Origin of the sequence: Paenibacillus sp. FSL R5-0887 (genome assembly GCF_038002305.1) — a bacterium.
GTDB classification, from domain to species: domain Bacteria; phylum Bacillota; class Bacilli; order Paenibacillales; family Paenibacillaceae; genus Paenibacillus_AQ; species Paenibacillus_AQ odorifer.
In genome coordinates this window covers 2,639,167-2,664,800 of the sequence record NZ_JBBOCE010000002.1, presented here as the reverse complement: position 1 = coordinate 2,664,800, position 25,634 = coordinate 2,639,167, and the positions used below count along the sequence as shown (strand labels likewise).

General features: G+C 41.5%; 15 protein-coding genes. 3 read left to right on the top strand and 12 right to left on the bottom strand.

Going from position 1 to position 25,634, the window contains the following annotated elements:
- Positions 1-6: 6 nt before the first annotated feature.
- The 5 genes from MKY14_RS29510 to MKY14_RS29490 are packed head-to-tail and all read right to left on the bottom strand — an operon-like array spanning position 7 to position 6,823.
- Positions 7-2,262, bottom strand: a complete 2,256-nt coding sequence (locus tag MKY14_RS29510) for a glycoside hydrolase family 99-like domain-containing protein (protein ID WP_340977996.1) — start codon at positions 2,260-2,262, stop codon at positions 7-9.
- On the bottom strand, positions 2,259-3,797 hold the full coding sequence (locus MKY14_RS29505; protein ID WP_340977995.1) for a hypothetical protein: 1,539 nt from the start codon (positions 3,795-3,797) through the stop codon (positions 2,259-2,261). The genes MKY14_RS29510 and MKY14_RS29505 overlap by 4 nt, the downstream gene beginning before the upstream one ends.
- A gap of 35 nt (positions 3,798-3,832) precedes the next feature.
- Positions 3,833-4,735 (bottom strand): class I SAM-dependent methyltransferase, encoded by a 903-nt coding sequence (locus MKY14_RS29500; RefSeq protein WP_340977993.1) that lies wholly within the window; start codon positions 4,733-4,735, stop codon positions 3,833-3,835.
- On the bottom strand, positions 4,728-6,005 hold the full coding sequence (locus MKY14_RS29495) for an ABC transporter ATP-binding protein (protein ID WP_340977991.1): 1,278 nt from the start codon (positions 6,003-6,005) through the stop codon (positions 4,728-4,730). The genes MKY14_RS29500 and MKY14_RS29495 overlap by 8 nt, the downstream gene beginning before the upstream one ends.
- A gap of 17 nt (positions 6,006-6,022) precedes the next feature.
- Positions 6,023-6,823, bottom strand: a complete 801-nt coding sequence (locus MKY14_RS29490) for an ABC transporter permease (RefSeq protein ID WP_340977989.1) — start codon at positions 6,821-6,823, stop codon at positions 6,023-6,025.
- A gap of 99 nt (positions 6,824-6,922) precedes the next feature.
- Between MKY14_RS29490 and MKY14_RS29485 the strand changes: the two genes are divergently transcribed.
- Positions 6,923-9,676 (top strand): O-antigen ligase family protein, encoded by a 2,754-nt coding sequence (locus tag MKY14_RS29485; protein WP_340977987.1) that lies wholly within the window; start codon positions 6,923-6,925, stop codon positions 9,674-9,676.
- 74 nt (positions 9,677-9,750) lie between these two features.
- Here the strand turns inward: MKY14_RS29485 and galU are convergent, their stop codons facing one another.
- From galU to uvrB, 7 genes are all read right to left on the bottom strand, one after another.
- Complete coding sequence (galU, locus tag MKY14_RS29480) at positions 9,751-10,638, bottom strand: UTP--glucose-1-phosphate uridylyltransferase GalU (protein ID WP_076182190.1); 888 nt, start codon at positions 10,636-10,638, stop codon at positions 9,751-9,753.
- Positions 10,639-10,957: 319 nt separating this feature from the next.
- Positions 10,958-13,480, bottom strand: a complete 2,523-nt coding sequence (locus MKY14_RS29475) for a U32 family peptidase (protein ID WP_340977985.1) — start codon at positions 13,478-13,480, stop codon at positions 10,958-10,960.
- Between the two features lie 580 nt (positions 13,481-14,060).
- Positions 14,061-15,974 carry a stalk domain-containing protein gene (locus MKY14_RS29470; protein WP_340977984.1) on the bottom strand — a complete coding sequence of 638 codons (1,914 nt, stop codon included), beginning with the start codon at positions 15,972-15,974 and terminating at the stop codon, positions 14,061-14,063.
- A 27-nt stretch (positions 15,975-16,001) separates the two neighbouring features.
- The gene (locus MKY14_RS29465) at positions 16,002-17,099 is read right to left on the bottom strand and encodes a S1C family serine protease (protein ID WP_076123778.1); all 1,098 of its coding nucleotides are present in this window, start codon (positions 17,097-17,099) and stop codon (positions 16,002-16,004) included.
- 128 nt (positions 17,100-17,227) lie between these two features.
- Positions 17,228-17,437: a DUF2759 family protein gene (locus tag MKY14_RS29460; RefSeq protein WP_036678627.1), complete on the bottom strand. Its 210-nt coding sequence runs from the start codon at positions 17,435-17,437 to the stop codon at positions 17,228-17,230.
- Between the two features lie 747 nt (positions 17,438-18,184).
- Positions 18,185-21,058: an excinuclease ABC subunit UvrA gene (uvrA, locus tag MKY14_RS29455; RefSeq protein ID WP_076137311.1), complete on the bottom strand. Its 2,874-nt coding sequence runs from the start codon at positions 21,056-21,058 to the stop codon at positions 18,185-18,187.
- Positions 21,059-21,518: 460 nt separating this feature from the next.
- Complete coding sequence (gene uvrB, locus MKY14_RS29450; protein ID WP_036678623.1) at positions 21,519-23,510, bottom strand: excinuclease ABC subunit UvrB; 1,992 nt, start codon at positions 23,508-23,510, stop codon at positions 21,519-21,521.
- A gap of 179 nt (positions 23,511-23,689) precedes the next feature.
- Here uvrB and MKY14_RS29445 point away from each other — a divergent pair, with 179 nt between their 5' ends.
- Together MKY14_RS29445 and MKY14_RS29440 are read left to right on the top strand one after the other, a co-directional pair.
- Positions 23,690-24,472 (top strand): flagellar motor protein, encoded by a 783-nt coding sequence (locus MKY14_RS29445; RefSeq protein WP_076123782.1) that lies wholly within the window; start codon positions 23,690-23,692, stop codon positions 24,470-24,472.
- Positions 24,469-25,299: a flagellar motor protein MotB gene (locus MKY14_RS29440; protein WP_340977982.1), complete on the top strand. Its 831-nt coding sequence runs from the start codon at positions 24,469-24,471 to the stop codon at positions 25,297-25,299. The genes MKY14_RS29445 and MKY14_RS29440 overlap by 4 nt, the downstream gene beginning before the upstream one ends.
- The last annotated feature ends 335 nt before the right edge of the window (positions 25,300-25,634 follow it).

The window sequence follows — 25,634 nt, the reverse complement described above, 5'->3', positions numbered from 1 at the left end:
ATTTTATTAACGCACATTTACCGCTCTCTGTGTAGCTTCGAGGTAATCGTGTCCATATTTTTCATCAGGTTCTAGATGTGTTCCCTCCGCCCATTCATTCCAAGCATTAACAAAAATAACTTGGCTCTTGGCACTATTGAACCTTCTGGTATAGTCTACTAAACCTATCATCCATTTTTCATATTCTGTAGGGGAAGCCTCATAGAATATATTCGATGAAGTTTTTCTTCTTGCTGTATTATCCCAGCTTAACATTGCTCCACGGAACCAAGTGTAGTTACTCAAATTATTTTTTTGCAATGTACGTTCGACAACTTCTTTATAATTATAGATATTTCCGTCAAAGTCAGGATTTAAGCCCTCGATTTGCTTAGAAATCTCACTAGCATAGATTCCATGTGGTGGAAACTCAACTGCAGAATCGCATCCATGAACTTCAGGATCCTGTTGCCCGAAAGATTGGACCATACATACATGTAAATCCTTTATCCCATTTTCCTCACACTTTTCTTTCCAGAATTTTATTGTATTTTTTAAATTCGGAAATAGTTCAGCTCTATAGATTAAGATTATTGGCACTCCATCCTCTATACAAATGTACCTCTTATCTTTTAGCATTGGGATAATCTCTTCAATAAACCTTTTATCAGAATCTTCATCATGAACTTGTTGCATTAGAAGTTCTTTTTCTTGACCATCCCAACGTCTAGACCAACTTTCGTTTGCCCAACATATGCAGAACGGAAAATCGAGATCTTTATTAGCCAATAGATCATTCAATGGTTTCTCTAATAATCTCTTTCCATTAAACCAATAATAATAGTAGCAAAAACCAAAGATGTTATATTTTTGAGCTAATTCTATTTGACGATTTTTGATATCCTCATCCTCAACCAAATTATAATATCCTAGATCGGCAGGAATATGTGGTTGGTAATGTCCTTCATATAAGGGATTAGCCTTTTTAACGTTCGTCCACTCAGTAAACCCTTCACCCCACCACTCATTATTTTCCGGTATTTCATGATATTGAGGAAGGTAGAACGGAATGATTTTAATCTTTTCCTTTCCTTGTTCCTCCTTCCATTGCGAGACACTAGCTCTTTTGTGATATAAAACCTGCGGTATATGAGTAATAATTTCACTTTCATTAATTAGTTTATCCTTTAATTCGCTAAAGACACTTGCACTACAGATTTCTTTCAAAATACTAGATTTTACAATTACAGGTCCAATGAATTCACTTTTATTCTTAATATCATTAAAAATATACTCTTTTTTAAAGAAAGGTGCGAAGTGTTCCTCTCCGATAAAACGATCCTCATCAATGTAAAGTAAATCGCTATTCATTTCCTTAATTGCTTGTGAAACGTAATAAAGAGTATTAGTTGATATGAAATCTTCTTCTTCAAGAATGAACACATAATCACCAGAAATACTAGGAATAGCTGAACTAATGTGTTCTACCAAATTATCACTTTTAGTTTCATTAAGTTTAATATCATAATCAATAACGCTTCTATTAAATCCATTGAAATTGTTCCCTATAACAATCACTTCATATTTTTTATATGATTGCCTTGCTATAGACTCTAGACAATTATTTAAAAATTCAATATTCCCACTATGATATGGTATAACAAATGTATAAAGAATATCGTTTGGTAGATTTGGGTCTACGATCACATCTTGATCAACGTATTTATAAGAGGTATAACTATGTTGTATTTCCGCATCTGAAGAATGATTAATTAATAGAGCTTCTGCTCTGGCAATAACCCATTTGAATCCATGTTGTCGCCATTTTCGATACCCCTTCTGTGCTAATTTAAACAGACTTTCTTTACCGTATAAATTGGAGTACTTTTCCAAAGCTATTCTTATATAGGATACAGACGAAATTTTCTCAATACTCATTTGACCCAATTTAAATAGACCTTGCATATCTCCTGGATCTAGTCTTAGATCCTTTACTTCTCGATCAAATTTAACAATCTTAAAGTGTTCATTCTCTTTCTCATTCAAAGAACCTAAAAGTATTGAATTATCTTGACTGAAACCTTCCCCATAGTTTATATAAAGGCGTAAATACCTTGTGTCTCTGGAGACCCCCTGCCACATGAATTTATAAATTCCTTTGGGAAAAGCTTCGCTGAAATACATTTGTGGGTCATTGTTAAGGCTATTCCATTCATATATTTCGGTAGATGTCGTAGTCTGCTCGACACCAAATAAAGAAGATACATTTAATATTCTTTTCATTTTTTCTTTCCTTTCAGTCCACTTTTTATTTTCTCTATAAAACCTTTTATTTTTCGGGTTGCTTTCCACCAATAAGTATTTTTAATGCTATTGATAAACTGTTCCTTAGCTATGAGCTCAGTTTGAAGATTCTCAATTAAAGATAGAAAATGTGATTTCTCGTTAGAAAGACTTTCATTAATATCTAATTGTTCCGATAGTTTATATTGGAGACCTTTCATTTCATCTTTAAGTTTAACATTTGTATTCTGATACTCCTGTAATAAAAGTTTTTTTTCTTCTATTTCAGACTGATAAATCAAAGCTTTTTGATCAAATATATTTCTATTTTGTTCTATCGAATTTGTAAGGAAAACATTGTTATTCATTAGTTCTACGTAAGACTTACCTAATTCATGAAAAAACTCATCCTCGAAAAAGTGAACGTATCTTAAAGAGATAACAATCTTCGACGCTATAAGACTTGATTCTATTTCAAAATATAATTGAGGGTCGTCCGTTACGAATAAATATGTGGAATTAGTTGATAGGATCGCATTAGAACTTATCTCGTTTACTATAAAGGCATTATTACTTTCATCGTACACAGTTATGCTGTTTAACAAAAGGATACATTTTTTATCTGCAGGATCAAATCTAAAACGGTTAGCTTTATAATTCACTGAAAACTGAAGTGTATCAGTATCAGGATTAATTTCTACCTTTGTACTGTTTTCCTCTGTAAAACTACCCTTATCAAAATCACTAATAAACATCTGAGACGAAATAATTTCCGGTTCTTTATACTTGAACGGGATAGATTTTTTTAGATATTTAATCTGCTCTTGGGTAGCTTGGTTTGTTCCTACAAAATTAGCAAAGCGGATTGACATATCGATATAGTGTTGTATTCGCTCAGATGGTATATCGAACAGTTCAAATAACTCATCGATATCAACGAAGCTATTCATCGTCGAATAATGAGCATAGTAGAAAGTATTAACTGCTCTAAAAACTACAAACTCAACAGGAACCGGAAAAGGTAGTACCCATTCATAATCTAGTACTTTCAAATTATCATTCACTCCAAAAATATTATCGAAATTCAAATCAATATTTGGAAGAACAAAACTTTTCAAACCGTCTAGCGGGTATTTTTTTTCAAAAAAAGCAATAAATTCATCAGTATTACTAAATTCACAATAGTTGTTTTTTGCCACTTCATATATGAATTTTTTGTACAAATTTATATAGGAAAAAAATTTTTTTTTATTTTTTGTCAAGGCTGCTTCTAATATAAGTTGGTCTAGGCTGACTTCCTCGATATATTCAAATATTAATGTATCACCCGTAAAAATCGACTCTAATAGGACATCCTCTTTATAATGAATCTTTAAATCCTCATAGTTTTGTAAAATTCTCCGGACATGGGCTGAACCAGAAGGATTAATTGCTTGCTTCATCACTTTCTTTATACCGTTTTCTTCATATATAACGGTTTTCATTTGAAAATGAGGATGTCTTTCTCTACTATATCTTGCATATAGTATTTTCAAAAAAATCCCACTCCCTAAAATGAATAATAAATTCTTTATTTTGAAAAAACCAAAAACGAGTTAGAGAAAAAGGGGTATTCACCTTCACTGAATAAAATATTATTATAAACTGATTGCTCATTAAAGAGGATCGTTCTAGATTGATCATAGTTATTAATATTATTATTCAGTTCCCCAACTCTAGGTAATCGATCATCTGAGTAAATTGAATTAGGTAATTTATAATCAGGATAAGGATAGTAGAATTCATTTTCTGAAAATCCTGCGTTTACCAGATGCTTCGTTAATTCAAGCTTAGAGAATGTGGAGACTTTTTGGTTAGATGGATAATTCTCCAACCCATCAAACATAGAACCCGTATGATCTTCTTTACTACCAGCCCAATACTTCAAACCGAATTTGTTTTCGATTGCTGTCACCAATACTCCACTCGGTTTAAGATGTGTTTTAATTGTTTTCAAAAAATCCTCATAAGGAGATTCGCTAGAAGTATACATTGCAGCATATTCTAACACGCCGATAAGCGTTATGTAGTCGAATTTTTTGTCAAATTGAATGTCATTCAGATTACCTACGATAATCTCTAAGTTTTCTTTGTCCCTATTTCGGTAGTAGTTTATTAACGATCTCTTTTGAGACAATTCCACTGAAGTCACATGCTTACATTTATTGCACAGAACACCTGTAATAGCGCCGCAACCCGCACCGATTTCTAAAACTTCTGCTTCTTTATCAAACGGATACCATTCCAATAAATTATGCCTTTTATTTGAAAAATGATACAGTATAGGCCATCGATTATCGCCTGCTATAACAGATTCGAAATCATTATTGTTCTTTGCTATTTCAAGCATTTCGTCCTCTATTTCACCATCTGAATACAAATCCACTCCGTTATAGAACGAATAATTAAGTCTCTTATCTTCAGATTTATCCATTTGTTTCAAACCTCTCATCGCCCATGACTTTCACATCCGAATTAAGATCAAAAAAACCAACACTATTTTTATCTGCAATTACATGAATATTAAAAATATCATATAATCTATGATACACTACAAAATCATTTTGCTCATATCCAGTACACCCAAATGAAATCAAATAATCCCCTCCTTGAAGAGCATTAGTTTGTGTGAATTCTACTGTGAATATTTCGCCTTTCTTAATTGAGCCTGTGTTAATCATTTCAAGCATTGTATTTGTTCCAGTTATTTCAGTACCACGTACATCTTTTACACTAAAGGCAAAAATGGGATCTAATATATCTTCATTAAAGCGTACTTTTATTTTAAGTTTAAATTCTTTTCCTTTCATAATAACGTTAGTTAGATCCTTAGCATGATCAAAAACCCCAAAATCAATGATCTCAGCTTTTTTGTTTCCATAATCACTAAAAGAGGGATTGATATTAATCCCTATTTTCCACTCAGTAGTAGAATCATGGTTTATGACATTCGATTCCTCTTTGACAGCAAACTGATTAACTAAGATTTTCTTATATATATCTATCATTTTGCCAGGAGCACCTTCGTCAACAATAACTCCCTCGTTCATTACAATAACTCTGTCACAATATTTCATAACACTGCTCATATCATGAGTAACAAATATTATTGTTTTGCCTAAGGATTTGAACTCATCAAATTTCTTGAAACATTTTGCTTGGAAGAAAATATCTCCCACTGATAAAGCTTCATCTACGATTAATATTTCAGGTTCTACATTAATTGCCACTGCAAAAGCTAGTCTCACGAACATGCCACTTGAATAAGTCTTAACCGGTTGATGTATAAAATCTCCAATATCAGCAAATTGAATAATATCATCTAGTTTTTTGTCAACATCTTCTTTGCTCATACCCATCATTGTTCCATTCAAATAAACATTTTCCAAGCCAGAAAAATCGGGATTAAATCCTGCACCTAATTCAAGTAGGGCAGATATTCTGCCATCAACCACAACACTACCTGAAGTAGGCGACAAGACCCCTGTCATTATTTTAAGTAATGTGGATTTTCCAGATCCATTCTTTCCTATGATGCCCAACGACTCGCCTCTTTTTACATGTAAGGTCATCCCATTCAATGCAAAAAAATCTTTATGATAATTCTTTCCAAACAAATTTAAAGATTCTTTCAAACGATCCACAGGGTTCTTATATAATCTATATATCTTTGTTAAGTTATTTATTTCAATTACGTTCCCCATATTCAATCTCCTTAACTCTATAAAACATCAGCAAAGTGAGGTTTCAATTTTTTGTATAGCAGTCCGCCTATCAATAAAATTGCAAAAGCAACAATCCAAAAATACATGGTCTCAAATGGTTTTTCCCAGAACCAGACTTCATTAAGAAAACTGTCCCTATAGCCCTCAGCGATGTAATAAAACGGATTTAGTTTAAATAAGAATTGATATTTAGATGGAGCTATATCTAAAGACCAAACAATTGGAGTCAGCCAAAATCCAATTTGCACAATTATAGAGACTATTTGATTCATATCTTTAAAGAACGGGACAATAGAAGATGTAATAAAACTAGCACCAACTAATAGGACCACCATACCTACTATATAATAGATAACCTGAAACCAATAAATATCCGGATAAATCCCGTAAATAATCAATATCAAAAACAAAAAGAGAAGAAAGAATAAATGAATGAAAAATGAAGAAACTATTTTAACTATAGGTAGAATACTGATTTTAAATACTACTTTTTTCACTAAAAAACTATATTCTGCAAAACTTAAGGTAGCGTTAGCAAACGCCTCCGCAAAAAAGAACCAAGGAATCATTCCACAAATTAACCAAACGACAAAGGGAGCTCCACTAGTTGTTACACCTGATCTAAAACCAATTTGGAAAACAAACCAATAAAGTAAGATTGTAATCAAAGGATTAGCAAATGCCCAAAAAATTCCAAAATAAGATCCTTTGAATTTTTTCTTGAAATCGTTTTTGGCTAAATTATATATTAGTTTGTTCCTAGATATTAATGCCTCTGATACTGATAGTTTAAACAATTCTCTGTCTCCTTTATTTCATCTAGATTTAAGCTCCTTTTAGTATGTATACACTTATGCTAAAATATTGTCGTACCTACAGGAAAAGGAGATTATAACGTGTCGAAACCAGTATACGGTAAAAACGCCGCTCAGTCGAGAAATGTTGAAAAGATAGCAAGTCCGATATGGGCATTAGTTGTTGGTTTTATTCTATTTTTGTGTTGGACCCCATTTCAAGTGGGATTGTTTAATGGATCGCTAGTAGATTACGAGAAGCCAATATATTTGTCCGCACTATTAAGCGCTCTGATGCTGCTGGCCTGTGTTGGCTTGTACTACAAAAAATTCAAGCTTGAAGAGCAGAGTGATTTAGTGGCTTGGGCAGCATTATTGCTCCCTGTGACCTATGCTCTGTCACTGTTTGTCGCAGTTTCGCATTATACGGCGATGAATATGCTGTTCATTCAGTGTACATATGCCGCAGTTTTCATTATAGCCTTTTATCTCATGAAGCAAAAGCAAGTAAATGTTGTCATTCAAAATGCTATATTAGCGATTGCCTATTTTATAGTGGGTTTTGGACTTTTAAATTGGCTAGGCAGTAGTAAATTAGCAGGAAATCTTATAGGTTGGTTCTCAAACACCGTCCGAAATGATGTCTATTTAGATGCTGTTATGACTGACTCTAACGGACTTCGTCTGACTTCGATCTTTCAGTACGCAAACACGTACGCTGCCTTCTTGATGGCCTTTCTATTTGTAGCAATATTCGCGCTTATTCGCTCTAAAAATTGGTATGGATCGTTAACTCATGGCTTTATGTTAGTTCCCATCATTGTGTCGATCTTGTTAACCTTATCTCGTGGCGGCTTAGTCCTGCTACCTGTAGTATTCATACTCCTACTTCTATTCCTAAAACCTGCACAGCAAATTCTTTGGATTCTGCATCTAGGAGTTGCTGGTATTGTAGCTTTGCTCATTACGACACCCGTTACTAACCTAGGAATAGAGTTAAATGCTAATTTCACTTCTTCTTCAGCTTTAAAAGGTTGGACGTATCTATTAGGAGCCTCAATAGTTGTGGCTGGCCTTTCTTGGGTCATTCAGCGTTTTGTCGCTCCATGGTTGTATGCAAAACTAGAGAATTGGTCGTCACGTAAACGGACAGGTCTTTGGATTCCGCTCGGATCTGTCGCTCTAGTTGCTATTGTAGCTTTCTTGCTTATCGGTACGAGTGCAAAAAGCATCTTACCCGACAATATGGAGACTCGCCTAGAGAACATCAACTTCCAACAACATAGCGTACTCGAGCGGATTACTTTTTATAAGGATGCCTTGAAGGTGGTTAAGGATTATCCGATCCTCGGTGCTGGTGGAGGAGGCTGGGCATCACTCTATGAGCATTATCAGAATAATCCTTATACAAGCCGGCAGGTGCATAACTTCTTCTTACAATTTCTCATTGAAGTAGGTATTGTTGGATTTATAATATTTATGAGCTTCATTCTGTATATCTTCTATAAATATATTCGTGGATATGTAAAACGGGATAAGAATGAATTCGAGAATGGTTTCTTCTATTTAATTATTGCTCTATCTATTCTTGTGCACAGTCTACTTGATTTCAATATGAGTTATGCCTTTATGGGCATACTAGTTTTTATTGGTCTTGCTGGAATGGCAGCTGTTATGGATAGCAAGCCACTACGGAAAAATTGGAATAAAGCGGGCATCCGTTTTGGATACCTCGCTGTGCTTTCTTTAGGAACCTTGTTCCTAGTGTTCTTATCAATTAGCTATATTGGCTCCAGTAACTCCGCTTTGAAAGCTAAACAATTGAGGAGTTATAGCAATTCTTACGAAGAGCTTAGAGCTCCCTTGATAGAGACTTTGAACAAACGTCCAAGCCATCCAGAATCGACAATTTATCTTTCAGCCTTAGATCAGCAGGTATTTAGCCAGACCCAAGAGGAACAGTTCCTTGACGAATCTTACAATGTTTTAACTCGTGCACTCAAAGATGAGCCATACAACAAAAATCTTCTGCTCCAATTAGTGAGCTACTACGATCTGAAAGGTCAAAGCGACATCGCCTTGGGTATTTACCGTGACAACGCAGATAAGTTCAACTGGGATATCGATTGGTATGATGCAATAATCAGCCGTTCCTTTGCCTTAGGTCAGCAAGCACTTAATCAAAAGGATGAGACAAAGAAACAAGAGTATTTCAATGAAGCGCAAGAAGCATATAATCACGTTCTTGCTGGAATAGATCATCTGAAGACTCTTCCACCAGAACAACTGCAAGGGCGTCCTTTCTCAGTAACGCCAACTATCGCTTTGAACGTTGGCAAAATGCAGCTTTTATCCAGACAAGAGGATGCAGCGAAGACCACCCTCAAGCTTAATTCAGATGCTAATTACACGGATATCATGAACAGTGAAACTCCATGGGATATAAATTGGTACAGTTCACTCATCAGCCGTTCATTTGATTTGGGGCAGACAGCTTATGCACAACAAGATAATCCAGATAGAATAGACAATATGAAAGCTGGTTTTGTCATTGGGCTTTTGGCCTACGATCATGTACTTGCGGATAATGATCCTTCGAAGACATTTAATCCGGATGTAACACTGAAGGTAGGAAAGATGCAGTATATGTCTGGAAAGATACAAATTGCCTCCTCCATCTTAAAAACAGCTTTAAGCCAAGATTTCGCAGATGCAACTAATCGAGAGATTGCTCGTTGGTACCTAGCTGCACTGGCGAAAACTGGTGGCGAGGATCAGGCACTATACGGTTCGCTGATTGCAGCTGACCCTGCGGAAGCAGCACAAGTTGAGGCCATTACAAATTCACAATTTTAAAAAAGAAAGAAACCATAAAAGCGCGCCACTGTAATAACCGTGGCGCGCTTTTTTTTCGATTATACGAGATTTACTTATAGCCCGGTCTTAGCCGCTTCACTCTCAACAAGCTCTTTCATATAACGAAGCAAGTCATCTTTAAGCTCCTCGTGTTGAAGTGCATAATGAATGGTGGTCTGGATAAAGCCCATTTTCTCACCAACATCATGACGTTTACCTTCAAAGTCATAGGCAATAATTCGTTCAACCTCGCTTAGACGTGCTATCGCATCAGTAAGTTGGATCTCTCCACCTACACCTACCTGCTGCTCACCTAGCATATCAAAGATACGTGGGGTTAAGATGTATCGTCCTAAAATTGCTAGATTAGAAGGAGCCTCTTCTCTCTTTGGCTTTTCTACTAGACGATTAGCTTTATATACCCGTTCTGCCAAAGGCGAAGCATCTACAACACCATACCGTGATACTTCTTCCCATGGAACAGGCTGAACACCCACGATAGAAGATTTATACTCGTCATAAACATCTATCATCTGTTTGAGACAAGGTTTATTCGCTTCAACAATATCATCGCCTAGCAGGACAGCAAACGGTTCGTTTCCTATGAATTTACGTGCACACCAAATTGCATGTCCGAGACCTCTTGGTTCTTTTTGACGAATGTAGTGGATATCTGCCATTTCGGAAGATTTACGAACGGATTCAAGCAGCTCCCACTTCTGCTTCTCTGCTAAGTTAAATTCCAGTTCAAAAGAGTTATCAAAGTGATCTTCAATCGCACGTTTACCTTTCCCTGTTACAATAATAATATCCTCGATCCCAGAAGCAACAGCCTCTTCAACAATATATTGGATCGTCGGTTTATCTACAATCGGGAGCATTTCTTTAGGCATTGCTTTGGTCGCAGGCAAAAAACGGGTACCAAGACCTGCGGCGGGTATAATGGCTTTACGGATCTTCATCACATTAACTCCTTCTGTCAGATACTCTTCCATTCTAAATACTCAGTATGTAAAATGGCATATTTCCTTCAATTATAGCAGTTATAGCAGATTTATGTCAGAGTGTTTGTTATATTTGTATATCTATTCCATTGAAATAAGAGAGAAGGAATTATAAAATCATTTACTGCTAGAATAAACACTTTGCTGACCCTCATGATATATTATTTAGTATATGCAAATTAGGATGAGGACGAGATCAATTCTAAAAAAAGGGCTAAGCAATACCAGCATCAACCTGGTAGTTACTTAGCCCTTATTCTTCAACTCTTAACTCTTATTACTTCGCGTTCACCAATTGCCCACGCGTTACACCAAGTTGGTTAGTAGCCTTTAGGCTCTTCCATACCTGTGTACCAGAGATTTCACCACGCAGAGCGCGGCTGTAGAGGCTGATTACCTCAGCCACTTGCTCTGGCGTCTCTTCCAAGAACTCCACACGGTATGAAGATACTCCTAGTTCACGGAAATTATTCAGATACTCCGCACCAGACTGCTCAACAGCGTTATAGACGGTATTACGGCAGCCTTCATCCACACGAACTGGATGTGACATTCCAATACGGTCTTGCAAAGAAGCACGGTGCTCTTCACAAGGACGACCACAGTTCGTATAGTCTGTGCCTTCACTCATAAAGGTACAGTACACGCAGTGTTCAGTATGGAACATCGGCAAATGCTGATGAATAACAACCTCCATCCGGGACGTATCACTGTGTTCAAGCAGATCGACCATCTGTTGAATGTTCAAGTCATAGGATGGCGTTACTATGTCACAGCCAGCCTCAAGGAACAAATCCACTGCTTTATGATTGGCGATATTCAGTGAGAAATCACCGATCAGGCGTGGATGCACAGCATCCGGCTGCTCCTGGCGGCGGCGCAGATAATAATATAACGCGCCTGTATTACGCACGAGCACAGCATCCGGCTGCAAGCGAAGAATATTCGCGTGGTAGCCGTTCTCGCCCGGCATATGAATGCGCGGCGTGGCCAGCGCTATGCTGGCCCCTGCAGCCCGTACCGCATCTACCGCTGCCGGGAACTGCTTGATAAACTCGAAGTCGGCGTAGATGTTTCTCACGCCGGCCTCGAGCGCAGCCTGCACCTGCGGCAGGCTGCGGCACAGCGCGGTGAGCTCCGCTTCACCAGCGCGCTGCGGAGCGACGCCCCTGCGGGTGGCGTCGCCGTAAACCTCGATCGCCCGTTTCACGTAGACGGGCGGTTTCGGGCGCTCGCCCGCAAGCAGCTCCACCGCTTGGCGGCGGATGCTGTTCAGCTCGCGCATAGGGACGATGACGTCGCCTTGCAGATGCGACTCCAACGCGTCAAGCTGGAACACGGTCCCGCCCAGGCGGCCGAATTGTTCTTCCAGCAGCGCGGTATCCATCGGACGCTTTTGCGCGGCTTCCAGCGCGAGCTCCGAGTCCACACGGACGGTAACGTTCTTCTGAACGTCCGTCCACCAAGTCGTCAGCTTCTCGCCGACGCAGCCTTGCACTCTAACATGTACCGGAAATACCCGGTACGGCTTTTCAGTTTCATAAGTCTGGCGCAGCGCCTTATCTAACGCAGGGTCATTTGTCTTCCAAATGCGGTCACCGACATTTAGACGACGAAGATCCACATCATTACGACCGGCTACGATGTCAATGATCCAGCCTTCTCCGGCTTCGCCTTCCAGCTTCACACCTTTACGACGAAGGTCGTAGACACGACCGCCTTCTTCTTTTTTCGTCGGATCGCCAGCGTCAAAAACAATTCCGTCCCCACGCTTAAGCGGTGCATGAATACGGCAGACCACTCCGTCACGCAGAATTTGCTCAACCGTCCCCAAATATACGCCACGGCTTTTTGGAAAAGTCCCGTCTACCAGTTTCTTATTGTTCGTTCCATCCAGGAAACCATGTGTAAACCCGCGGGAGAAGCTTTGTTGCAGCTCGCGCACCTCCTCCTTCGAAGGTTTGGACAGATCGCCTTCAAAATACCGATCAATCGCTTTACGATACTTACTAACTACATTCGCTACATATTCCGGGCTTTTGAGGCGGCCTTCGATTTTAAAAGAAGTCACACCCGCCTCGATCAGTTCGGGCATTAGATCAATTGCTGCAAGGTCCTTAGGAGAAAGCAAATAAGTTACGTCTCCCATAGGTTTTACCTCACCATCCACCATCAGATCATAAGGCAAGCGGCAAGCCTGAGCACATTCACCGCGGTTGGCTGAACGTCCGCCCCACATTTCAGAGGTCAGACATTGACCTGAGTAGGAAACACACAAAGCACCGTGTACGAATACTTCCATCGGTAAGCGGGCTTGCTCTCCGATCGTACGAATTTGTTTCAAATTGTTCTCACGACCTAATACCACACGTTCCAAACTGAAAGGTTTAGTAAACTCGACCGCTTCCGGCGAAGTAATGGTCATCTGTGTCGATCCGTGAATCGGGAAATCCGGTGAGATTTCGCGGATCATTTTGACCAAACCTAAATCTTGTACAATTACTGCGTCTACGCCAGCATCCACGCACGCATCAATCAGTTCTTTTGCATCAGACAATTCATTTTCAAATACCAGTATATTAAAGGTCAAAAAGCCCTTCACACCATAGCTATGCAAAAACGCCATAATTTCCGACAGCTCGTCCATGCGAAAGTTGTTCGCTCTGGCCCGTGCATTAAACTTCTCTACGCCAAAAAAGATAGCATCCGCTCCGTTTGCTACCGCTGCACGCATGCAGTCCCAATCACCTGCGGGTGCCAATAGCTCCACGTCTTCTCTGCGTATTTGTTGCTCTTTCATTTATATCCTCCCAAACCGCCATTTGACGGGTCATTTCTAGTTGATTAACTTGATAATTGTATCAAATATCACACTTGAGCGCTATGCGTTTACCAACATTTATATAGAATAAAAGTCATAATGCTGTCAGGAAGCTGACTTCTTGCTTATTGCACTTTACTCCATGAATGTTGTAGAACATGCAACTTTATTGCCTAATCCAGTGCTTCGACAACTAAATGTTGTACATAAAGCATCATTCTCACACTCTAGTATCGACAACCGGCACAAAAAGTTGCAACATTTACAACAATTCACTAGGAATTCCGTGACATACGGGACATACGATAGAATGTTTTATCAAATACATCAATCCACCCTTTAGCTATTCACATTATACCCAACTTGGATAACATTGGCTCCGAACCTAGCGATATCAATAAATTGTGACAAACGATTCCAATCGTACACCTCATATTACTTTTCCCCCTTTATACAAAAAAAGAACGCCCCAAGCCAAATCGGCAACTGGGACGTTCTTCGTCTGATTGAATTACACGCTTCTATTCGTGTGTCAACTACGACATTGGTACTCTTTTAACTACTTGCTGCCTGTAAACCGAAACGATTGTAGTGTCTTGTCTAACAGAGCCTGCTGTTCTGCAGTGGCATTGGCATCATTCAGCGTAACGGTAATTGTGTAGACCACATCATTTTTACCAAACACAACCTGCTTACTGCGAAAAGGGATACCATTTTTGATTTGATGTGCAGTTATGATCGTAGCAGGGACATCCGCAATGGTAGACTCCACTACACCTTCTATACGAGGGCCTTTGGGATCATTATTTTTATTTTGATAAGCATCTTTGAGCACATTAACTGTATACTCCACTGAACCCTCGGGTTTTGAGTTGATCTGTAGACGTCCTCCGCTGAACCGATATTCAATCGACTGCGTCTCAAAAATATCCTGATAAGGTGTCCATAAACTTGGAATATCGATGGCATAGCCGTAGGTTTTGGATACTTTGGTTAATGTCTTATTTTTGAGCGTCTTATAATCATCACTAGCGAGCCGCCCGAAGTTCTCCTTCAGCAGAGCAAAATCAATATCAATAGAGGATATGATGGCTTTGAATTTTGCCTTATCGTCATCTTGCCCAACTGCTGTTACATATTCAAAATAATAACGATACCCATTTTTGAGTATGAGAGCTTGATATTCTGTAGTAACACCGTTGCCGTAATTTAGCTGTAGCTCATTAATTTGTGCGGATACGCCCGAGATCTCCGACTTGTTGCTGTCTTTCAGAATATAAGCATCCGCTACAAAGTTTTCTTTAGTTTTCATTTTCAGATCTTCAGCCCAGCTCTCTAGTGTAGAACCAGCAGGTGCCGAGGTAACTGCCACACTCAGATGACTTCCCTGCTTACTCTCGTAATAGAGATGCTGGTCGTCCTTACTCCAATCTGCGGGAACCTGTAGTGAAATCCCATAGTCCTCATTGTACGCGTCACGCAATCCACTTTTCACCGTAGAAAGATCACGGATTTTTTTGCTTTTAGTATCAAAAGAAGGCTGGAAAGAGTTAAGTAATCCTGTATATTTAGCAAAATCCTTATAATTAACTGCTTTGTTATCCGTCAAATAAATCTCGTAGAGTCGACCTTCAGCATATAACAGTCTGCTCTCCCAGAGCGCTCCACTGGAATCTTTACTGATCAATCTAGCATAAGGTACCGCGGCCTTGGGGAACGACTCCCGATCCAATATCAACTCCCCACCTGCCTCGACCTCCCGAACCAGCTGTTCCAGCAGCCCATCCGCATCCACCGCAACCGCCTGGTCACTTACATGAATCTCCACATAATATAGATTGTCCGCACTTGAAAAGGTAGCCACACTTTCATCTCCACCGCTATTTCCAGCAATCAGCCCAGAGGGATAATTCAGTGTCCATTGAAAATAGCTGTTCCCAATTTGAGTCTTACCAACATCGCTGTCAATCCCAGTCTCCTCTGGCGTTTCTTCTTCGTTGTCTATAGGCACTAGGGTAACCATTAGCTCACCCCCACTCCCTTGAGAGAGAGTCGCACCTAACACATCAGCTACAAAACGTAGCGGTACCATCAGCACGTCTGAAACCATCCGGGGCGCTGAGCCCAGTTTAACTTTGATCCCATCCTTCCAAGCGATATCACTCCCAATCGTCATCACCCCTGAATGAGCACCATAGGTTACTTTTACAACATTGTTCTGCTCTAAGGAAACAGTGCTGCCAAACGTCTTTTTAAAAACCCCAAGCGGGACCATAACCGTTCCATTCTCCGTATAAGGCCGCTCGATAGCCACCTTCTTACCATTCACCGTAGCTGAAGTACTGCCAACTTTTAGACTCAGCTGTAGCTTATCTCCTTGTGAAGCTAATACTGTTTGTATGGGTAATATAGAAAATAGCAGTAATAAGGTCAGCATCGCACAAAATCCTTGTTTTAAAATTTTAAAGCCCATTTACCGTCCCCCTCTCCAGTTTGCTAATCACTCTTCCGCGTGCTCGTCCCCATCCGTTTCATAATCATCTCCGCTTAACAATGGATCACCTTGAGTGAGCACGAGTTTACGGACGACGATATCCCCATCGCTTTGCATAACCAGCCGCACAGTTGCTCCCGGCAGGTAGCTTTTGAACAATTCATTAATATCAACTAGTGAGACCACACGATGCCCATCGATGCTATACAAGACGTCCCCTTCAGCAACCCCTGACTTGAGCGCTTCTGAAGACACCACCTTAGTGACGGACAGCGGGTCCAGCGTTGGCAATCCCACAATCGTAGACCAGCTCGCCTCCAGCTCTAGCCCTAGACTCGGATGCTGTACCTCACCATATTTTAAAAGCTGGTTCATAATATACTGCACAGTATTCGCTGGAATCGAAAACCCCATATTTTCCACACCCACCGCTGAGTATTTCAGGCTGTTGATTCCCAGCACCTCACCTTTCATATTTACAAGCGGCCCTCCGCTGTTTCCGGGATTAATCGCAGTGTCACTCTGGATAAGACGATAAGCCGCATCTACCTCACGGTTAAGACCACTTATAACGCCTACAGTCGCTGAGTTTCGTAGAGAAAAGCTAATCGGTGTTCCGATAGCAATAACCTTCTCCCCAACCACTGTTTTGCTATTCGCTGGAATAAACTTGGCGGGCTTTAAATGGGTGGCATTAATTTTGATCAGCGCCAGATCACTAACTTCATCCAGATAGGTTTCTTTAACGCTGTAGGTTTTGGAGTCCGAAGTGACCACTATGGCATTTTGCAGATCCTTGATTACATGAGCATTGGTTACAATCCATCCGTTCGATTTCACAATGATGCCGGAGCCATGCGTCAGATTGTACCGATCATCCGGGCCACTATTCCCGCCACTCTCGTCTTTGCCGATAATGCCCACAACAGAAGGAGTGATACTTTTAATAATTCCAGGTATCGGATCTTCTGCCGCTGCTTTACTAACCACCTTACTAGTACTATCAAAAGCAAACACCGACTGACTCCATACTCCCGACAGCACTACGCCGCACAGTAATAGACCTAATCCTTTCTTCACCAGCTTCTCCCCAACACTCCTCATTCCTCACCAGACCCTCTCTTTGCTCATGGATAAATTTTACATTATATTATTTGAAAAAAGACGCCTTCAATGCGCCCATGGCGTTAAAGGAGTCTTTTGGTGCAAAGCTGTTCAATTTAGTTCTTTCATTAACTTAACCAATGCATCACCATGGCATAGTCAGAGATCACAAAAACCAGCAAACTAACGGCTCCAAAACCAATGGCAAATTTGTTCTTCTGGGGAGCTTTCAATAGTCGAACAACCCCGACCAAAATCAAGATGGTAAATAAAATCATAAACACATCAAAGGTATGAAATTTAGACGGTCCTTGCGCGGCAACTTCTGCAAGCAGCATAACCTTACCTCCTCAAAAATGTTGTCAAGCAAGATCCAGTAATCCCCATATCACCTTCTATGTTATCGCTACCATTTGGGCGATGCAATAGGTTTTGTAGAAAAATTATGTATTTGTCGTAAAAAATATATTTTATACCTGCAAAATCCGTAATAACGATGAGATTAATCACTGACAATTGGGGCGGCTTAGTGAAAGTGCTGTGAGTCCAATCAACTCTTTCGTCGTGAAGGTTACAATAGAAAGTCCGTTAACTGCTTTAGAGATGAGATAAATTGAGCAGTGAATTGGAATTGGAATTCAGAACTTAGAACTTAGAACTCTGGGCTCGAAATTTAGGCTTTAATGAATTAGGCAAATTCTCCCTAATATTGACCGATTATCAGCTCATTTTGTGATTATCAGGGAGGTTTTCCCTAATCTAATAAACAGTTATTTGATAGAGTGATATGAAGGATTAATTATTCGGTTTTCAAGGAACTTTTGACCCTAATGTTAATCACTTACCCGTTAACTCTATCAACAGAATACTCCTCATTGAATCTTACTACGAACATGTCCTACATATGCCTACCTTACCTATTATTAAATCCATTTTTTCTATAGAATCCGTATAACTTTTGCTAGAAAGATCACATCATATATCTATGAGCCGTCTTTCGTATAATTACCGGATAATCCTACAATAAAAGCCCCGGCAAGATACCGAGGCCTTATTATACATAGGTTATATTACTTACTGTTTATTTAGAGGGTTTCCGCCGTCTCAAGCATAAGCGCTTCGGTCCGCTCTGTATCACGAATCAGAACCGGCTTCAGATACTTACCTGTGTAAGACTCTGTGACTGTAATGATCTTCTCCGGTGTCCCTGTTGCCAGGACGGTACCACCGCCGCTACCACCTTCCGGTCCCATATCGATGATATAATCCGCTGTCTTGATTACATCCAGATTATGTTCAATAACAAGAACCGATTCTCCGGAATCCACCAAACGATGCAATACCTCAAGCAGACGACCAATGTCATCTACATGCAGGCCTGTTGTAGGCTCATCCAAAATATAAAGTGTTTTACCCGTGCTGCGACGGTAGAGCTCAGAAGCCAATTTTACCCGCTGTGCTTCACCACCGGATAAAGTGGTTCCCGGTTGACCAATCTTAATATACCCAAGTCCTACATCCATCAATGTTTGCATTTTACGATGGATACGCGGGATATTTACAAAAAACTCTGTTGCGTCCTCTACCGTCATCTCTAACACATCTGAAATGTTTTTGCCTTTATATTTCACTTCTAGTGTTTCCCGGTTATACCGTTTGCCCTTACATACTTCGCAAGGGACATACACATCCGGCAAGAAGTGCATCTCAATCTTAATGATCCCGTCTCCACGGCAAGCTTCACAACGTCCGCCTTTTACGTTAAAGCTGAAGCGTCCCTTTTGGAAACCACGTACCTTAGCCTCATTTGTCTTGGAGAACAGGTCACGGATGTCATCGAATACACCTGTATAGGTTGCTGGGTTGGAACGCGGCGTCCGCCCGATTGGCGACTGATCGATTTCAATAACCTTATCGAGATTTTCTAGTCCACGAATTTCTTTATGCTGACCAGGACGCACCTTCACAGCCTTATTCAACTGCCGTGCCAGACTCTTGTAAAGAATCTCGTTGATAAGCGAGGATTTACCAGAACCCGATACACCTGTCACCGCTGTAAATACACCTAATGGAATCTTCACATTCACATTTTTCAGGTTATTCTCTTTAGCACCACGTATTTCTACCCAGCGATCATCGGTAGGACGGCGTTTAGCGGTAACCGGAATAAATTTACGTCCGCTTAAATATTCACCCGTTAATGAATTCGGATCTTTCATAATCTCTTCTGGCGTCCCTTGAGCCATAACTTGTCCACCATGAATACCTGCGCCCGGACCAATATCAATAATGTAATCCGCTGCCATCATCGTGTCTTCGTCATGCTCTACAACAATCAGCGTATTGCCTAAATCACGCATATGCGCAAGCGTAGAGATCAGGCGATCATTATCTCGTTGATGCAAACCAATACTTGGCTCATCCAGAATGTACAATACACCCATGAGACTTGAACCGATCTGAGTAGCCAACCGAATACGCTGCGCCTCACCACCGGAAAGCGAACCCGCTGCACGGCTAAGCGTCAAATAATCCAAGCCTACATTCACAAGGAATCCAAGCCGATTGCAGATCTCTTTTAAAATGAGATTGGCGATGGCTGTTTCTTTTTCGCTCAATTTTATCTCTTCAAACCAATGCTGACAGTCTCCTATTGAAAGGTCCGTAACATCAGAAATATTATGATCATTGATAGTCACAGCTAATATTTCTTTTTTCAGACGTTTACCTTTACATACATGACATGGCTTAGCACTCATAAATCCTTCGATAAATTCACGAATACCATCCGAAGCAGTTTCACGGTAACGCCGCTCGAGGTTAGGTATAATCCCTTCAAAAGCAACCATCGCATCTTTCTTTTGACCGAAATCATTTTCATAACGGAAGCGGACCTTCTCACTGCCTGTACCGTTCAGTAATTTATTCATATGATCAGGTGTCAGACTGCTTACCGGAACGTTCTGAGGAATTTTAAAGTGTTCACAAACCGACTTCAGAAATTGCGGATAGTAATTAGAAGTACTTCCAGTCCAAGCTAAAAAAGCACCTTCTTCAATGGATTTCTCAGCATCAGGAATAAGCAGGTCTGGATCGACCACCATCTTCATGCCAAGTCCATCGCACTCTGTACAAGCTCCAAACGGACTGTTGAAAGAGAACATCCGTGGTGCCAACTCTTCAATACTAAAACCACAAATTGGACAAGCAAAGTTAGAGCTGAAAAGCAGCTCTTCCTGGCCGATGATATCAACAAGGATTTTACCGCCCGAAAGCTTAAGCGCCGTCTCCAGTGAATCCGTCAGCCGGGTCTCCACATCGTCTTTAACAACGATCCGGTCTACCACAACTTCTATTGTATGTTTTTTATTCTTTTCTAGTTCAATATCCTCTGACAGATCTCTTAGCTCCCCGTCCACACGCACACGTACGAAGCCTTGCTTAGAGATATCTGTGAAAAGTCCTTTATGCTCACCTTTACGTCCTGAAATGATTGGCGCCAGGATCTGTAACCGAGTTTTCTCTGGATACTGCATAATCCGGTCTACCATCTGTTCAACGGTCTGGGAGGTAATCTCAATGCCATGCTCTGGGCAATGGGGATGACCAATACGTGCAAAGAGCAGCCGCAAATAGTCATAAATCTCCGTAACTGTACCTACCGTGGAGCGTGGGTTCCGGCTTGTTGTCTTCTGATCTATAGATATCGCCGGGGACAAACCATCAATCGAATCCACATCTGGTTTCTCCATTTGTCCCAAAAACTGACGTGCATAAGCCGACAAAGATTCAACATAACGCCGTTGTCCTTCAGCATAAATCGTATCAAATGCAAGCGATGATTTACCTGAGCCGCTAAGTCCCGTCAGCACGACGAAACGGTCACGTGGAATCGTCACATCGATGTTTTTGAGATTGTGCGCCCTCGCGCCTTTAATTACAATATTTTCGTTCGCCAACGGAACCTCTCCTTTTAAAAAAACTATTTCAACTTTATTTCAAAATATTCTCAAAGCCCTTTCAAAGCCCTTTCAAAGCCTTTCGATCCCTCCCAAACCCTCCCTTCCAAGGGAGGGCCCCAAGGGTTGCACCCTCTGGACACCCGCATTTTCTGGAGAAGGAGTATGGTGGGAGGTAACTTAGTGACTACGACGCTCGGAGCGCTTATCCCTGCGGGACCGCTTGGACATTCTCGCACTACCTAAAAGCAGGTACAAGCAACTGTCATAGACGTTGCATGGTGCTGTCCCTGCGGGATACGCATAAATGCCAAGTTCATTGCATGGTGCTGTCCCTGCGGATACGCATAAGTGTCATAAACATCGCGGGATACGCGACCCTCTATTGATTCAAAAAGAACGGTCTAGGACAGCACCGTTCAATACCTATTTTAAATATCGGTGATGCATTAATGGTTTGTTACTCAGCCCGAAGCTCCAGCAATGCGTCGCGTAGCTCTGCCGCGCGTTCGAATTGCAGGTTCTTGGCAGCGTCCTTCATTTCAGCTTCCAGACGCTGGATCAGACTTTGTTTTTCTTTCTTATTCATCTTGCCACCAACACCTGTGAGATAATCAGCTTTAGACTCAGCAACCTTCGTTGCCTCGATGATGTCACGCACTTTTTTATTAATAGTGGTTGGGGTGATGCCATGTTTCTCATTATGGGCAATCTGAATGGCGCGACGGCGCGATGTTTCGCTCATCGCCTTCTCCATCGAATCAGTGATCCGATCACCATACATGATTACACGACCCTCAGAGTTACGAGCCGCACGGCCAATCGTCTGAATTAGTGAACGTTCGGAACGAAGGAACCCTTCTTTGTCGGCATCGAGAATTGCAACTAAAGATACCTCCGGTAAGTCGAGACCCTCTCTCAGGAGGTTAATCCCTACCAGTACATGGAACGTACCGAGACGAAGATCCCGCAAGATCGCCATCCGTTCCAGCGTCTTGATGTCAGAGTGCATATAACGAACCTTAATCCCGATTTCCTTAAAGTAGTCTGTCAGATCCTCCGACATCTTCTTCGTCAAAGTGGTAACGAGTACACGTTCATCGCGTTCAACCCGGTCACGGATTTCGCTAATCAGATCATCAATCTGACCTTCTGTAGGACGGACCTCGATGATTGGATCCAATAGACCAGTCGGACGGATAATCTGCTGCACCATAGTTTCGCAGTGTTCCATTTCATAAGGTCCAGGTGTCGCGGAAACGTAAATGATCTGGTTTACTTTATCTTCGAACTCTTCGAACTGAAGCGGACGGTTATCCAGTGCAGAAGGCAGACGGAAACCATGCTCTACCAACACTGTTTTACGCGCCCGGTCACCGTTATACATCGCCCGAATTTGCGGAAGGGTAACATGGGATTCATCTACGACGATTAACATATCATCAGGAAAATAATCCATTAACGTATATGGAGTTGCTCCCGGTTCCCTGAAGGTTAGTGGCCCGGAATAGTTCTCGATCCCCGAACAGAAACCCACTTCCTTCATCATTTCAATGTCGTAACGTGTCCGTTGTTCCAAACGTTGCGCTTCCAGAAGCTTGCCTGCGTCACGAAGCACGGTCAGCCGCTCTTCTAGCTCCCGTTCAATATTGACTATTGCTACACGCATCGTTTCTTCCTTGGTAACAAAGTGAGAAGCCGGAAAAATGGCGACATGATCGCGTTCACCGATCAATTCGCCCGTTAAAACATCTATTTCAGTGATCCGCTCAATCTCATCCCCAAACAATTCAACACGAATCGCATGTTCACCCTGAGAGGCTGGGAAGATCTCAACCACATCACCACGTACACGGAATGTTCCGCGTACAAAATTGATATCATTGCGCTGGTATTGAATATCCACCAGTCTGCTCAGAATCTCATTGCGCGGTTTCTCCATCCCAACCCGCAAGGACAACAGCAAGCTTCCGTATTCCATTGGTGAACCGAGACCGTAAATACAAGACACACTCGCTACAATAATAACGTCACGCCGTTCGAACAAGGAGCTTGTCGCGGAGTGGCGAAGTTTATCAATCTCTTCGTTAATACTGGAATCTTTCTCAATATAAGTATCGGAGGAGGGAATATACGCCTCTGGTTGGTAATAGTCGTAGTAGCTGACGAAATAGTCTACCGAATTATTCGGGAAAAACTCCTTAAACTCACTTGCCAGCTGGGCAGCCAGTGTCTTGTTATGCGCAATAACCAGCGTGGGGCGATTTAATTTGGAAATAACTTGCGCGACAGTAAAGGTCTTCCCTGTACCTGTCGCTCCCAGCAGCGTCTGGTGCTTCTTACCCTGCCGGATGCCTTGTAGTAATTCATCTATGGCATGAGGCTGATCGCCCTGGGGTGTATACTCGGACTCCAATTCAAAAGTCTTCGTACTGACGACAATATCACTCATTTGCCCGTCTCCCCTCTATCGTCTAAACTAGATTAATATATTATAATTGTTGTCTGAATCTTCTCTCTCCATACGATAGTAAAAAATATGGAAGATAAGAATATGTGTTCCCGTTCATTATACAGTGTTGCTTAGATCGATGCAAACCATAATACACAGAAATGTTAGGAGCTTGAAGCATGGATATTACCGCAATAATCGGCCTAGTGGCCGGACTGGCTGCGCTAATCGGCGGCTACCTCTGGGAAGGCGGAAGCCTTTCCGGACTGCTGCAGCTTAATGCAGCTTTGATTGTATTTGGAGGTACGATTGCTGCCGTAATGATCAGCTTCCCGGCAGCTAAGCTACGCTCCATTCCCGCCGCTCTGCGCATGGCTTTTGGCCGCAATCCTGAACGTGATGAAGAGAAAGCAGAAGAGCTTATCGCAATGGCCACAGTGGCCCGCCGCGGCGGCGTTTTAATGCTCGAAAAACAAGCGGAACTGCATCCTGATCCTTTTACACGCGAAGGACTGTTGCTTATCGTCGATGGCACTGACCCTGAGCAGGTAAGACAGATTTTGGAATTGGAAATGGATGCGAAAGAATTGAAGCATGAAAGCTACGCCAAGATTTTTGAAGCCGCTGGCGGATATGCTCCAACGATGGGGATCATCGGTACAGTTATGGGACTCATTAGGGTACTGGGCAACCTTACGGACCCATCAAATCTAGGTACCTCTATCGCAGTAGCGTTCACTGCAACACTGTACGGAGTAGCCATCGCTAATCTAATATTTTTACCCATTGCTTCCAAAATCAAATCCCGCAGCCAAAGTGAGCTGCATAGCATGGAGATGCTTCTAGTAGGCATTCTTTCTCTACAGAACGGGGATCATCCGCTGCTGGTGCGTAAAAAACTGAACTCCTTCATTTCAGACACCACCACAGATGACCGTGCAGAAGCAAGAGGTTTTATATGAGACAAAGAGACCGGCGCAAACGGCGGGAAGAGAATCGAGAAAGCCGTGATCGTTGGATGATTACTTACGCTGATCTAATTACACTTTTACTTATATTTTTCGTTATATTGTATGCGATGAGCAGCCTGGACACTGACAAATATAATATCGTGACCGGCTCTTTATCCCAGACTTTCAAGTCGAACAGCACTGTTCTTGAAGGCGGGGATGGTATTTTAGATGCTGGAAAGACCCCTGACAACAAACCAGAGAGTACAGATGGGAATGCGAACGCAACTACAAAACCAAATGACGGTTCTGATGAACAAACGGAGAATGAAACACCTTCAGCACGGGAGTTGGCTTTTCGAGAACAAGAGGCGAAGCTTGCTGAGTTAATGGGTGTGATCACCCACTATGTGGAGGAGAATAATCTCGGTGAACAAATATTTGTAGCCGACAAACCGCAGGGCATAGAAATCACGCTCAGCGACCGTTTTCTTTTTGATGTGGGTAAAGCAGATGTGAAGTCACCAGCCCTTCCTGCTCTTCAGCAGTTGTCTGGCTTATTCAAAGATATCGGAGCAACGATCAGCATTGAAGGACATACGGATAATACACCAGTGTCATCAGCTTCACGTTATAACGACAATTGGGAGCTATCGGGTGCTCGTGCGCTTTCTGTGCTGCGCTTTTTCTTAGATAATGAAGGACTGAACCCGGACACTTTTCAATATGCAGGTTATGCCGATACCCGACCAACAGCAGATAATACTACGCTAGCAGGCAAACAGAAAAATCGACGCGTAGAGATCATTGTACTTCGACAGCTTCAAGAGGTGGAATAAAATATAGTTGCTTGCGCTCAGAGCTAAGTTCGGCGGCAGGGGCCTTTGCAATTACCACATTGAGCTTACAAGGGGCTTCATCCAATTTAATTAGGGAAAACCTCCCTGATTATTCACCTATTATCGTATCCAATCGCGGAATGAGGGAATTTCTCCCTGATTATTACTCTTTTTAGTCTGAAATAGTGGTTTTACCGAGATGATTAGGGAGGAATTCCCTAAAACCCTAACTCTCACGCTATAATCGTCTAAAATGAGGGAGGTTTTCCCTAATTCCATACTCCACTAGACCCTCAAACCACTCGATTGGGTTTACGAATACTCGCACAATCTAC